This is a genomic window from Emticicia aquatilis (assembly GCF_014644295.1).
GTDB lineage: Bacteria > Bacteroidota > Bacteroidia > Cytophagales > Spirosomataceae > Emticicia > Emticicia aquatilis.
In genome coordinates, this window is record NZ_BMKK01000007.1 from 255,073 (window position 1) to 269,913 (window position 14,841).

The 14,841-nt window shown below is 39.3% G+C and carries 8 protein-coding genes; all 8 read left to right on the forward strand.

The window, feature by feature from the left end; genetic code table 11:
* Positions 1–14 precede the first annotated feature (14 nt).
* The 8 genes from IEX65_RS18205 to IEX65_RS18240 all read left to right on the forward strand — a co-directional run bounded on the left by IEX65_RS18205 (position 15) and on the right by IEX65_RS18240 (position 14,829).
* Positions 15–1,673, forward strand: coding sequence for a hypothetical protein (locus tag IEX65_RS18205; RefSeq protein ID WP_188767971.1), 1,659 nt, complete (start codon positions 15–17; stop codon positions 1,671–1,673).
* A gap of 92 nt (positions 1,674–1,765) precedes the next feature.
* On the forward strand, positions 1,766–4,945 hold the full coding sequence (locus tag IEX65_RS18210; RefSeq protein WP_188767973.1) for a SusC/RagA family TonB-linked outer membrane protein: 3,180 nt from the start codon (positions 1,766–1,768) through the stop codon (positions 4,943–4,945).
* Positions 4,946–4,978: 33 nt separating this feature from the next.
* Complete coding sequence (locus IEX65_RS18215) at positions 4,979–6,427, forward strand: RagB/SusD family nutrient uptake outer membrane protein (RefSeq protein WP_188767975.1); 1,449 nt, start codon at positions 4,979–4,981, stop codon at positions 6,425–6,427.
* 62 nt (positions 6,428–6,489) lie between these two features.
* A complete protein-coding gene (locus IEX65_RS18220) occupies positions 6,490–8,235 on the forward strand; it encodes a tetratricopeptide repeat protein (protein ID WP_188767977.1) in 1,746 nt (581 codons plus the stop codon).
* Positions 8,236–8,262: 27 nt separating this feature from the next.
* Entirely contained in the window at positions 8,263–9,144 is an 882-nt protein-coding gene (locus IEX65_RS18225) for a DUF1684 domain-containing protein (protein ID WP_188767979.1), read from the forward strand.
* A 31-nt stretch (positions 9,145–9,175) separates the two neighbouring features.
* Positions 9,176–9,784: a hypothetical protein gene (locus IEX65_RS18230; RefSeq protein ID WP_188767981.1), complete on the forward strand. Its 609-nt coding sequence runs from the start codon at positions 9,176–9,178 to the stop codon at positions 9,782–9,784.
* Positions 9,785–10,161: 377 nt separating this feature from the next.
* On the forward strand, positions 10,162–13,347 hold the full coding sequence (locus IEX65_RS18235) for a SusC/RagA family TonB-linked outer membrane protein (RefSeq protein WP_188767990.1): 3,186 nt from the start codon (positions 10,162–10,164) through the stop codon (positions 13,345–13,347).
* A 12-nt stretch (positions 13,348–13,359) separates the two neighbouring features.
* Complete coding sequence (locus tag IEX65_RS18240; RefSeq protein ID WP_188767993.1) at positions 13,360–14,829, forward strand: RagB/SusD family nutrient uptake outer membrane protein; 1,470 nt, start codon at positions 13,360–13,362, stop codon at positions 14,827–14,829.
* The last annotated feature ends 12 nt before the right edge of the window (positions 14,830–14,841 follow it).

A 14,841-nucleotide genomic window follows, 5' to 3' on the forward strand; every position in this document is an offset into this window, starting at 1 on the left:
AAAACTCTAAAATTATGTCTGATTCAAACTTAAATATAGTTCGTGAAGATTTGGGTATAGAATTACCTGAAAACGCTTCTCACACCGAAACATCTGCCGAAGCAAAACCTTGGAAAAATTGGCATAAAATAGCCTTTCGCATTGCTTTTGTATTCTTTATTGCCATGACTTTGCCCAATAATCTGGATTGGTATAAAGACATTTTTACTTTCGATTGGCTGCATTTACATTACCGTGATGTCTATGATATTGCTCGTTTTGGTTCTGGCTTAAACTTCTTTGGCAATAAAATCTTTGGCTCAACGCTGCAAGGGTATGCTGTTTGGGTAATCACACTGATTTTTGCGACCGTTATTGGTTTAATTTGGACAGCAATTGCTAAATTCAGAAAAAAAGAACGTACCGAGTATAATTTACTTTACTACTGGCTAAACGTAGTAGTTCGTTACCGTGCAGGTATCGGAATCATTGGTTTTGGTTTCACGAAACTGACCCCAACGCAATTGCCTTACCCATCATGGGGAGTTTTAAACACCGATTTTGGTGATTTGACTTTACAAAAAATCTATTGGTTATCAATCGGTATTGTGCCGTGGTACGAAGTCTTTACTGGTATCGTAGAAGTAGCGGCTGGTGCATTGTTATTTTTCAGAGCAACAACTTTCTGGGGAGCAGTTTTGCTTTTTGGTGCATTGGCCGATATTGTGTATGTGAACTTTGCTTACGATGGTGGCGTACACGTTTATAGTTCGTATTTTGTGTTGTTTTCAGCCTTTTTGCTGGTGGGTTATATTCCAAGAATTTATAATTTATTGATTCTTGAAAAATATACTGTGCCGTTTGTTTTCTATCCAACATTCACCAAAGCATGGGAGAGAATCTCTCGCATTACACTCAAAACTGCCACAATTATCTTGTTTTTGCCTGTATTTACTTATTTGGCAATCGTCAACTTCTTGTATGACCCTTATAAGCAACCAGCCATCAAAGGCATCAAAGAATTGCGTGGAAACTACAACGTGACCGAATTCAAAATCAATAACCAAGTGATTCCGTATTCGCCATTAGATACCACAAGATGGCAACAAGCAACGTTTGAAAAATGGACAACCTTGACTTTCAAAACCAATAAACCAGTCGAATTAGATTTATCAAATGGGGGAGGAGCCCCGATGCGAGACATCAACCGAACTTTCGAGTTGACTGGTGTTGCGGGTGGCCAAAGAGTGTTTTATTATGAAGCTGATACGGTACATAATGTATTGTATTTGCAAGATAAAAACCGTGGAAATCGTCAAGAAGGACGTGAGTTTCAAGGAAATAGAGCTGATTTTGGTGGCGATAATAGCACAAATGCGAAAGCCAAGAAAAAGGGTGAAAAACCAAAAGCAGATAATTGGATTCCAAAAGAAGCATTAGCAATTATTGGCCCAGAAGACCCTAAAATTGACCCAATTGCTCGTTCGGCTCGTCGAACTAAAGGGATTGAGGCCGAAAGCCGTCCAACAAAACGCAATCGAATGATTTTAAAATATACGGTTTTGAATGGAGGTGAAAGAGTAATTCTATCAGGTATCAACGAAAAGAAAGATTCTATTCACGTAGTTCTCGACCGTTACAATAAAAAATATGCCCTAACGAGAAGCACACTCGAAGCGGGTAAATATGATTAAAAACTTTGCCGTTTGTCGTCTATCATGTTGCTGTAACGCTGCTATTTCCACCACTTTTTATAAATAATTTTAAAAAACAAAACCAAAGATTTATGAAAGTCAATAATCTACAAAAACTATTTTTAGTTTTTATTCTGACAGGATTTAGCAGTTTGCTTTATGCCCAAAGAGCCATTTCGGGAAGTATCAAAGATAAAGATTCGGGTGAAGCCTTGCCAGGCGTATCTGTTTTGGTAAAAGGCACGAGCGTTGGTTCGGTTTCTGACCTTACAGGAAGTTTCAAAATAAACGCTCCAGAAGGTGCAACGCTTGTTTTTTCATTTATTGGATATTCTCCAATCGAAAAAAAAATAGACAATCAGTCTATATACTCGATAGAGTTAGTATCAGAAGCCAAATTATTAAGTGAAGTACGTGTTGTAGGCTACGGAACACAAACCAAAGCTGAATTTACAGGTTCAGCGGCCAGAGTTGGGGGCGACGTAATCAAAGAACAACCCGTACAAAGTTTCGACCAAGCCTTACAAGGCCGTGCGGCTGGTATCAGCGTAGCCCAACCCAACGGAGTTTTGAATAACCCACCAGTGATTCGTATCAGAGGTGTAAACTCTATTTCTTTGAGTTCGTATCCTTTGGTAGTGGTTGATGGAATTCCGATTAATACAGGTAACATTTCAACCAGCACTGCCGTGCCTAATAACCCTTTGGGAGATATTAACCCTGCTGATATTGAATCGGTTGATGTATTGAAAGATGCTGCTTCAACGGCCATTTATGGTTCACGTGCTGCTGGTGGTGTAATCTTGATAACAACCAAAAGAGGTAAAACAGGTAAACCAAAAATCAATTATGAAGCATGGGCTGGCGTATCGAATATTACTCGTTTACCTGACTTATTGAATGCAGAACAGTTTATTGCCATCAAAAATGAAGCAGTAAACAACGCTAAAATTTTGGGCGGAAATGCCAACAATGATAGAGTAGCTTCAGCTTTATTTTTTCCGAATACTGATGCTAATAATAATCCTGTTGACACTCGTTGGTACGATTATATCTACAAACAAGGAACTTCACAAAACCATAATTTGAGCGTTTCGGGTGGAACTGCTACTACAAATTACTATTTTTCAGCCAATGTTTCTGACCAAAATGGCTTTATCGTAGGCAATAAATTTAAGCGTAAAGCCATCAGATTCAATATTGACCAAGAATTAAATACATGGTTGAAATTTAGAGGTGGACTTTCATACAATACCAGCTATAATGAGTCGCCTTATGCAGGCTCATTGCCAGGTTCGAACTTCTTTTTGGTTGGCGTGGCTCGTTTGGCGGTTGCATTGCCGCCAAATGTTGGGCCGTTCAATGCTGATGGTTCGTATAGCGTAAATCCAGCGAGTCCGAATACGATTGGCGTTGGTAATAATCAATTTGTGAGTAACTGGGGAAATCCAGTAGCATTACTCAACGAAAACCGTTACACTTCTGAGAATGACCGTGTGATTGGAAATTTTTCATTCGATGCTCAATTATTGAAAAACTTAAAATTTACAACAACCTATTCGGTTGACCGTTTAAAAACAGAAAATGTAAGTTTTGATAGTGCGATTCAAGGTAACGGATTTTCGAGCAGAGGAAACGCAACCAATACTTCGGGTTTGAGAGATAACTGGAACTGGACAAATACGCTTGCTTACAACACTCAAATTGGCAAAAAACAAAATCTCTCGGCTTTGGTTGGGTATGATATTCAGAAATTCAGAACTTCATCTTGGGGGGCTTCACGCACGCAAACTTCTGACCCTTATTTTGAAAATTATCAAGGCAACTGGGGTGCTATTTCAGCCGCAAATAATGACCTTGGCGAACGTTCATTCTTATCGTTTTTCTCTCGTCTCAACTACGATTTCAATAAAAAATATTTCTTTACTGTAAACTTCCGTCGTGATGGGAACTCGGCCTTAGGTTCAGGTAAAAAGTTCGGAAATTTTGGTGGTGTTTCGGGCGGTTGGCAATTATCGGATGAAGAATTTTACAAAAACTCTTCATTGGCACGAACACTCAACAACGTGAAACTGCGTGCAAGTTGGGGTAGAGTTGGAAACGGAAACTTGAGCAATGATTTCAGTTCGCTCGAACTTTACAGTGGTTCACTTTATGGCAATGCTGCTACTTGGGCTTTATCGCAAGCGGGCAACTCAAACTTAGGTTGGGAAACGAGCAAGCAAACAAACATCGGTGCTGAACTTGGTTTCTTGAATGACCGCATTCAAGTTGAAGCAACTTATTTCTACAATGATGTCGATGGTTTGATTTTATCTGCTCCACAGGCGGTTTCAAAAGGTATTCCAGGTAATGCTATTTTAGGAAATGTTGGCTCAATGTACAACCGTGGTATCGAATTGGGTATCAATGCAAATGTACTTAGAAGAGGCGATTTTTCGTGGAATACTTCCTTTAATATCACAAAAATCAAAAATGAAGTTACGGCACTGGCCGAAGGAAATACAGACATTGTTGGTACCACGCACGTATCTTACGAAACTACCAACGTTACTCGTGTAGGATACTCAGTAGGTAGTCTTTACGGTGCAAAAACTGCGGGTGTAAACCCTGCCAATGGTCAAAGAATATTTATCAATGCCAAAGGCGAGCAAGTGCAATACAGCCAAGTAGTTTTGCCAGGCCAAAGCCAGTGGACATATTTGGATGGCACAAAAGCACCTGCTATCACAGGAGCAGATTATTACTTGATTGGCAATGCCCTACCGACATTCTACGGCGGTTGGTCTAATAATTTTAAATACAAAAACTTCGATTTAGGCATTAACTTCTCTTACGCAGGCGGAAATTATATTCAAAATGGTACAAGAGCCACTTTGCTCGACCAAAGAGCGTATAATAACTCAACCGAAATCCTGAATCGTTGGCAAAAACCTGGTGATATTACCGATATTCCAAGATTGGTTTATAACGACCAAACTTCAAGTGGTTCGTCATTTCCAGTTTCAACCAATGCAGAAAAAGCTGATTTTATTCGCTTACAAAACGCCTCGTTGGGCTATCGTTTACCAACGCTCAAACTACTTACCAAAGCTGGTTTGAATTCAGTGAGAGTTTATGTGCAAGGTTCAAACCTTTTCTTGCTAACAAAATACTCAGGTACTGACCCAGAATCTTCGGTTAATGGTAATTCAAACACCACGCCTGGGGTTGAGAAAAACTCAGTTGGACAAGCCCGTACATTCACGTTCGGTATCAACATAGGTTTCTAATTTAAGCGATTTCACACCAAAAACAGCATTATTATGAAATTTTTCAATAAAAATACACTCATTGCTACGTCAATTGCCGCTTTGCTTTTCGGAACATCAAGCTGTAATCAAGAAGAATCTCTCAATCCCGTACCACTAACAGCCATTAGTGGTGCAGATGCTTTTGCCACGCCTGAACGTGTGTTAGGCTTAGTAAATGGTATCTATAAAGCCGCTAAAGCAGGTAATTTTTATGGTGGAAATTATTACACCTACACCGAAGCTCGTGGCGAAGAATTTATCAACCGCACAAGTAATACCTTTACTGCTTTTGAGGCATGGAGTCAGACACTCAATTCTGGTTCAAACTTTGTAGCAGGTTTTTGGGAATCGGGCTACCGAACCATCAATAATGCCAATATTCTCATCAAAGGATTGACAGATAACCCAAAAGCAGTAAATGAAACCCTTGCGAAGCAGTACATTGGCGAAGCAAAATTTTTGCGAGCGTTGAGTTATTATGCTTTGGTTACGTTATACGCAAGACCTTACAACGAAAACAAAGGTACATCTCCAGGTTTGCCATTGCGTTTAGAAGCTGAAACTTCAACAGCCAACAATGACCTAAAACGTAGCACCGTTGCTGAAATTTACGCCCAAATTATCAAAGATTTGAACGAGGCAGAAGCGGCATTGCCTTTGAATTACGCAACACCTTTGCTCAACACCACAAGAGCCCACCGAAATACGGCCATTGCTCTCAAAACCCGTGTGTATTTGAACAGTGGAAACTACGAAAAAGTAATTGAAGAAGCCAAGAAAATCGTTTCTGATAAAGCTCCGTTTACAGCAAGTACGGGTGTAAGTCACAGATTACAAAACATCGTAGAGATTTTCACGACCAACTACACAAGTACCGAATCAATTTTGTCGGTACCAATGACTGAATTGGACAACGTAACTGGACAAACATCTTTCCCGTATGTTTTCAATGCTAATTCTGAATATAACTTAAATCCAACTGGAATTTGGGGCGATACTGAATGGAAATCAACTGACTTGCGAAGAACTTTTGCTCGTACCGCATCGGGCGTGCAGTTCTTGACAAAATATAGCAAACCATCGCCATTTTTGGATTACATGCCAATCATTCGTTACTCAGAAGTTTTGTTAAACTATGCCGAAGCTGCTGCTTACACGGGTGATTTAACCAAATCTGTTGAGTTATTGAAAGCCGTTCGTAATCGCTCAGATGCTACTTATAACTTCCCAGCGGCTGCAACTGCCGATAAAACGGCTTTAGTAAATACAATCTTGAAAGAACGAAGAATTGAGTTATTGGGTGAAGGTTTCCGCTCAAACGATTTGTTACGCAATCTTCTGCCACTTCCTGCAAAAGCAAGTAGCTCGTTGAGTGCCCCAGAGGTGAAACCATCGCAAGAAAACTATATTTTCCCTCTACCAAACGTAGAGATTGTGACTAACAGACTACTTCTAAAATAAACCCTAAACTAAACCGAATAGCGGCCGCAAGGTCGCTATTCATTTTTCTTAAATTAACCGAAATGCTACGTATTTTATTAATAATACTACTTCCAACGGTGCTTTTGGCTCAAAGAGTCCGTCAGCCAGAACAGCATCAGCACGACGCTACTTCGAGTACAGGCGATGTGCATGATGGAGGTGCAACCCACGACAGCCATAGCCATTTAGAACACATTTTAGATTACCGCAAAGAAACTCCCTATGTACCAAATCTCCCACCGCCAATTATTTTGAGTGGTATCGGAGAAGTTGATTTTAAGATAACAACCAAGTCGGCCAAAACTCAACAATTCTTCAATCAAGGCATTGCGTTGTTGCATTGTTTTTGGGATTTTGAAGCATACCGAGCATTCAAAGAAGCCATCAGAAACGATTCATCGGCAATTATGCCCTATTATGGCTTATATAGTGCCATCGGAGCAATTGAAGGCGACGAATTTAAGAATGACCAAAAATTAGCCATTGCAAAACTGAAAAAATTAAAAGAGAAAGCCACCGAACGAGAAAAACTGTACGCTGATGCTATACTGGCACGAGATGCCGACCAGTCAGGTGGGAAAAGTGCCGTATATCAGTCAAAGTTAGAACTGATTGTACATAAATATCCCGAAGACCTTGATGCAAAACTTTTTTTGGCTTTAAGTAAAATGGGAGGATACGACTCAAAAATGAACCCTCGTGAAGGGCAAATTTACTCAGAATATTTATTGAAAGATATTCTAAGAGAACATCCCAACAATGCCGCAGTCCATCATTATTGGATTCACTTGAAAGAAAATTGTTGCCCCGAAGAAGCTCTTGCAAGCTCCGAAATATTACCAAAATTATCGGCTAATTCTGGACACATGGTTCACATGCCTGGCCATGTTTATTATAAACTGGGCAACTACCAAAAAGCCTACGAATCATTTATTGCCGCCGTAAAAGTTGATTCGGCTTATATGAAACAGCAAAAAATGCCCGAAGTAGATACTTGGAATTACATTCACAACATCAATTATCTACTATCGAACTGTGCCGAAGACGGACGTTATTCGACAGCCCTCTATTATGCTGAGAAACTAAAAAATATGCCCGCTACCAAAGAGCGAAAAAGAAAATATGAAGGTCGATTTTTTTATCAAGGCGTAATTGCTCCTGCCAAAATGGAACTGTGCTTTGGGTTTTATAAAAAGGCTGCCGAAAAGCTGGCCGCCATCAAAATTGACGACGATAGTTTGTTCACGCCCAAAGCAATTGCCTATAAAGAAGCCTTAAGATTATTTGCTTTGGGAATGGATGCTGCCAAAAATAGCCAAATTGAAGCTGCTAAAGGCTATTCTGATGCTCTTGATGCCCATTTATGGAGAAATAGCGGACAAACTGATGCCAAAGACATTATTAACACCAAACGCATTGCCGATTTAAATGTGGCTTCGCTCGAACTGCAAGGTGTAATAAAAAGTGCCGAAAATAATTACGAAGCAGCCATTAAAATCCTTGAAAAAGCCAAGCAAAAAGAAGATGATTTGGGTTATAGCGAACCACCAACCTATGCCCGACCAGTTTTGATAAGTTTGGCAGAGGCTCATTTGAAAGCCAATAAATACGATAAAGCCATAAAAGCCTATAACGATTTATTGAAAAAACATCCAAATTCGGCCAATGGCTACTGGGGACTATACAAAGTTTATAAAGCAAAAGGTGATGTTCATCAAGCACATGAATATGCCGATAAATTGAAAGAAATTATTAAAAATGGCGACTCAAGCCTATTTCCACTTTGATTAGTACAAACTTTAAACAATAAAAAAATGAATAAAAACCTCAAATTTCTCGGAACGCTCGTAGTAGCAGTATTACTTTTCTCTTTTATAGAAGAAACTCCATACGAAGCAACTATCAAAAGTTGGCAACAAAAACGCATTGAAGGCTTGAAAGCCGAAGAAGGTTGGCTCAATTTGGCGGGATTGTTTTGGCTCGAAGAAGGCGTAAATACTATCGGTGGCGATAAAAGCAATACCATCAAATTTCCTGCCGACCACTCGGATGCTTTTCTGGGAAAAATTATCTTGAAAGACGGTAAAGTTTCTTACGAAGCCTCTTCAAATGCAACGGTAAATTTAGGCAGTGAGCCTGCTAAAAATGCTGAATTATTTCCTTACAAAGGCAAACCAACAGTTTTGAGCCATAAAACACTTCGTTGGTTTATCATTCAAAGAGGTGATAAATACGCCATCAGATTACGTGACCTTGAAGGAGAATTTGTCAAAAGCTTCAAAGGCATTGAAACGTTTCCGATTGACCAAAACTGGAAAGTAAAAGCAAAATTTGTTCCGACCGAAGGCAAAAAACTAAAAATTACTGACATTACAGGTCGCACTTACGAGCAAGATTCACCTGGGAAATTAGTTTTCACGATTGACGGCAAAGAATATAGTTTAGAAGCCACTGGCACCAAAGAACATTTGCATTTTGTGTATGGTGATGCTACCAACAAACATGAAACCTACGGAGCTGGCAGATTCTTGGACGCCGAAGCTCCCGATGCCAATGGCGATATTTATATAGATTTCAATAAATCATATAACCCTCCTTGTGCATTTACGCCTTACGCAACTTGCCCGCTACCAACCAAAGAAAATATCCTAACGGTTGCTATTAAAGCAGGTGAAAAATATCATGGAAGTCACTAAGTATTAGGGAATTACTAAACTAAGTAATATTATGAAATATGTTATTCTGACAATAATCCTGCTTATTAGTACGGTATTTTGCTCTGCCCAGTCATTTAGTTTTTTGGAAGATTTACAAAATGGTGGGCTGGAGTTCGTTAATCGAGAATATGATGAAGCAACTCCAAAAAGAATTAAAATTACTGAAAAGAAAGGTGATGGTTTGTTATGGATAACAAGTTTTAATTTTATTGAAGGAAACATTGATTTAGACATAAAAGGACAGGATTTTTCACCACAGAAATACATTGGGCTTGCATTCTATGGGCAGAACGATACTGCCTTTCAAGCTCTTTGTATTTCACCTTATGCACTACTGAATGAAGATTATACACTTCGCAAAAATGCCATAAAGTATTATGCCTCGCCAATTCCGAAAGACCTAAACTCAGCTTGCGACGACTTTGCCAAACTTAGTCTAAATCGTTGGTTTCATGTCAGACTCCACATTAAGAACCAAAATGTGGAGGTTTACGTCGATAATAACGCTTCACCAGCCTTTTCTTCACAATTGATTGATGGAAAAGTAGGAGGTAAGTTTGGTATTTTTCTGAGCGACGGTGCAGGTGGAGAGTTTGGAAACATTAAAATTACACCGTAACTTCTTTTTCAGAGATTGCATAAAACCTCTTTTGCATCAAAGCGAAGGAGGTTTTGTTTTTAAAAGAAATCTAATTTCTTGATAGATTCTACAAAAGTATAATAAAATCAATAATTAATTAAAATATTTCTTGATAGTGTTTTTAATTGAAAAATATTTAGTCTATCGGTTTAGTATATTAATAAAAATATTTACATTTGTCCCATAAAACAAAGTATTAGCAAAAGAAATAATCATTGAGCTAATAGAAAAAAGCCAATTCGGCGGCAACCGAACTGGCGGAAGTTTAAACAAAACAAGTTCATCGCTAAATGACTCCGACGGGTAAAGTTTTACCTGTTCAGATTTCTTATTTTTAATTAAACCATTACAAAGTAATGAAAAAAAACAACTACCTGTTTATTTGGGTATGTATTTTGTTCTTTCCGTTGGCACTCTCCGCCCAAAATACACAGCCAATTATCAATGCAAAACTCAATGGTAGAATCCTCGACCAACGAACCAAAGAACCCGTAATTGGAGCAGCAGTTCAGATTAAAGGCACTACCAATGGCTCTACATCCAATCAAGAAGGTGCTTTTTATTTACAAACTGGACAAAAATTCCCTTTCACAATTGTGGTTAGTTCAATTGGTTTTAAGGCCAAAGAAATAGTCGTAGAATCAAGTCCAGTTGTAATTGACCTCGAAGAAGACGCCAAACAATTGTCAGAGGTTGTTGTGACGGGTTACGGCAGTGAAAGTAAAAAAGCTTTCACAGGGTCAGCCGTAAAGGTTTCTGCATCACAATTGGAAAATCGTCCCGCACAAAGCTTAGACCAATTGTTGGGTGGACAAGCGGCAGGGGTGAACATTGTTCAACCAAGTGGTGCATTAAACAACACACCTGTTTTCCGTATTCGTGGTATCAACTCAATTACATCTTCGGTATATCCACTCATTATTGTTGATGGAATCACTGTTTTCACTGGCTCGGCTGGTGGTTCGGTAGGAAATAACCCACTTTCTGACATCAATCCAAATGATATTGAATCAATTGATGTGCTGAAAGATGCCTCGGCGGCGGCCATTTATGGTTCGAGAGCGGCTAATGGGGTTGTAGTAATTACCACAAAAAAAGGCAAAAAAGGTAAAACGAAAGTAAATTATGATACTTGGGTAAGTTGGAGCAAACCATTCAATCTACCAGAAATTTTGAATGCTGAAGATTACGTAACCATCAAAAATGAAGCGAGAGTAAACGCAGGACTTACGCCAGGTTTTGTACTTGGCAAAAATGCTGATGGTTCAAATATCGAAACCAATTGGTACGATGTAGCATATCAAACGGGCGTTTCACAAAACCATACTTTAAATGTTTCGGGTGCTAATGATGCTACCAATTATTACGTTTCGGTCAATTATTCTAAACAGAATGGTATTCTCAAAGCTAATACCTTTGACCGCAAAACTGCCCGTTTGAATTTAGAGCATAAACTCAATCGTAGCATTTCAATTGGAACAAACTTCTCGTTCAGCAATTCGGTTAATGCAGGACCAAACTCAGGTGCAATCGGGCCAAATTCGGTGGGGAGTTCGTCGGGAAATAGCGTAAATACGCAGTATATTGGTCTGCAACCTTTGGCACGTATGACCTACATTTTGCCACCAAACGTTCCTGTATATAATGCTGATGGAACATATAATATCAACCTTGCGAACGGAAATATTGGATACGGCCCTAATGCTAATACCTTGGGGGTATTTAATGCGTACAACCTTCAAACAGTTTTAGACCTTGACAAAAACACGTCGGAAAACAACACTTTGCTTGGTAGTGTTTTTGCTGAGATTGAATTACTGAAAGACCTTAAATTTAAAACGGTTTATGGTATTAATAATTTAGTGGTCGAAAACAAAGAGTTTAGAAACCTACAAAGTGGTGATGGATTTGCTAACAGAGGAACGGCAGCAAACTCAAACACAACCTACTTCCGCTCAAACTGGACAAATACGCTTACTTATAATACTACTTTGGCGAATGTTCACAACGTAAAAGTTTTACTCGGCCACGAAGAAATCTACCGCAAAGTTGATGGTTGGGGTGCCACTCGCACGGGTTTATCAGACCCATTCTTTACGAGCTATCAAGGTGGATTTACCAACATTACACCCTCTTCAACGGTTCAGTCAGAAAATGGCCTCCTTTCATTTTTTAGTAATGTAAGCTATGATTACAACCGCAAATATTTGGCAAGTTTCAACTTCCGTCGTGATGGTTTATCTGCTTTGGCGGCTGGTAATAAATGGGGGAATTTTGGTGGTGGTTCGGTAGGTTGGAATGTTTCGGAGGAAGCTTTCTACCAAAACTCAAACCTAAAAAACTACATCAATTCACTTAAAATCAGAGCAAGTTATGGGGTTGTGGGAAATAGTAGTTTGAGCGATTATGCTGCATTATCGCAATACAGCTCAAGCACTTACGCTGGTGTACCAACCTTATTTTTTGGACAAGCAGGAAATGCTGCATTGCGTTGGGAATCAAGCAAGAAAACCGACATTGGTTTGAGTTTCAGTTTGTTGAACAATCGTTTTACAGTTGAAGCGGATTATTATAAAAATACCATTGATGACTTAATTTTGTCGGCTCCCCAATCACTTTCACAAGGTATTCCGGGTAACTCAATTGCTGCAAACGTAGGGTCTTTGTATAATGAGGGAATTGAGTTAGGTTTAACAGCCAACATTATTAATAACCAAAAATTCCAGTGGAATGCTAATTTCAATATTGCCACGCTTAAAAACCGTGTGACATCATTGGGTACTGGTGGTGATATTTATCCAACCGCATTAAGTACTTTCGGTATTCAAAACGTAACTCGTGTTGGTTACTCGGTGGGTTCTATTTTTGCCGTACCAACTTTGAGAATTAACCCTGCTAATGGTAACAGAATTTACCTCAATTCCCAAGACCAACAAGTGCAATATGATGCACTCAAAAGAACATTCACCACACTCGACGGTGCTACTGTTCCTGCTATTGACAATTACCGTGATGGCAGAATTCAAGGGCCATCGCTTCCTACTTATTATGGCGGCTTGAATAACAACTTCACCTACGGAAACTTTGATTTAGCCATTAATTTGATTTTCTCAGGTGGAAATAAGCTATATAATGGAACAAAAGGAACACTTTCTGACCAACGCTATTTCAATAATGGTACTTGGATAAAAGACCGTTGGACTACCCCAGGCCAAATTACCGATGTTCCAAAATTAGTTTGGGGCGATAGTTTCAGTGGCGGTTTTTCTTCTACAAATACAGCTTTTGTTGAGGATGGCTCTTTCATTAAGCTAAAGAACATAGCTTTGAGTTATAATGTACCTATCAAAGATGGTGTTGTTTCAAAATATATTTCATCTGTCAAAGCTTATGTACAAGCGTCAAATATCTTAACATTTACGAAATACACAGGTGCTGACCCAGAGGTCTCAATCAACGGAAACTCGGTCAATTCGGGTAAAGACCAAAACGTGCCAGCCAATGCCTCTGTATTTACTTTAGGTTTAAATGTAGGTTTCTAAAAAATTAATCAAATGAAAAATAGTTTTAATCATAAAAATATATTCCGCCGTTCGTTGCTAATCTCAGCAACTGTTATCGGGTCGCTAAGTGGTTGCAAAGATAATTTGTTGGATACTGTGCCTATCACGAGTATCTCAACCGATGCCGCTTATAGCACCCCTGCAAAGATTTTGGCTCAGGTAAATGGTCTCTATTCGCAGTTTGGAAGTCAAGCCTATTTTGGCGGTCGTCACATTATTTTTAATGAGCAGCGTGGCGATGAATTCAGTCAAAATGACGGAAATAACTCAACGGGAGCAAACGTCTGGAATCAATCTATTACATCGTCAGGCGATTTTGTCAATCAAGTTTGGGGTGCAGCTTATACCACCATCAATTCGGCCAATATTTTGATTGATAACCTCAATACTTCAAAAGTTTTGGCAGATGATTTACGCAAAAACTACATTGCCGAAGCCAAGTTTTTAAGAGCATTTGCCTATTTCAGTTTGGTGCAAACTTACGCCAAGCCATTTCAACAAAATAGTGCAGCTCCAGCTTTACCGCTGAGATTAACGCCAGAAATATCGGGCGGAAACAACGACTTTGCTTTCAGCACAGTAGCTGAGGTTTATACCCAAATTTTAAAAGATTTGAACGAGGCCGAAACGGATTTGCCAGTAACGTACTCAACACCGCTTTTAATTGCATCGAGAGCCCATAAAGCCACAGCGATTGCACTTAAAACAAGGGTAAATTTAGTCAAAGGCGATTACGCAGCCGTAGTTACTGAAGCTAAGAAAATTGTTTCGACTGCTGCACCGTTTCAGTATGTTTCTGGAACATTGACACACAGATTAGAGGCTAACATAGCTACTGTTTTTGGTGGTTCTTACGTAGGAAACGAGGTTTTACTTACCATACCTTACATCAACCCTACTGAAGCACCAGGTTTACAAGCATCATTGGCTTCAAACTATTTGACACCTGTTATTTACTTGAATTCTGTTGGTATTGTAACAGACCCTACATTAGCTTCAACTACCTCTACTGATGCTCGCAAAAGTTTGATAAGTACCAACGCCACTGGTCAGAAGTTATTAAGAAAATTTCCTAAAAACTCAGCTCCTTTCAGTGATTATGTGCCAATCATTCGCTATGCCGAAGTACTACTCAACTATGCCGAAGCAGCTACTGAGACTGGTGATTTAATAACCGCCACAGCACTTTTGAATGCAGTCCGCAAGCGTTCTGATGCCAATTTTGTATTTACTAAAGGCATTTCAACCAAAGCAGAATTAGTAGAAACTATTTTGACCGAACGTAGAATAGAGCTTTTGGGTGAAGGTTTCAGAACTCCCGATTTGTTGAGAAGAGTTCAAAAATTACCAGGTAAAATAGGTAATGCGGGAGTAGCACCAGAGGTATTACCAACAGCAAGTAATTACGTTTGGGCAATTCCGAGCAACGAACTTGCCTACAATAAACTTGCTCCAAAATAATTTAAACGCTGT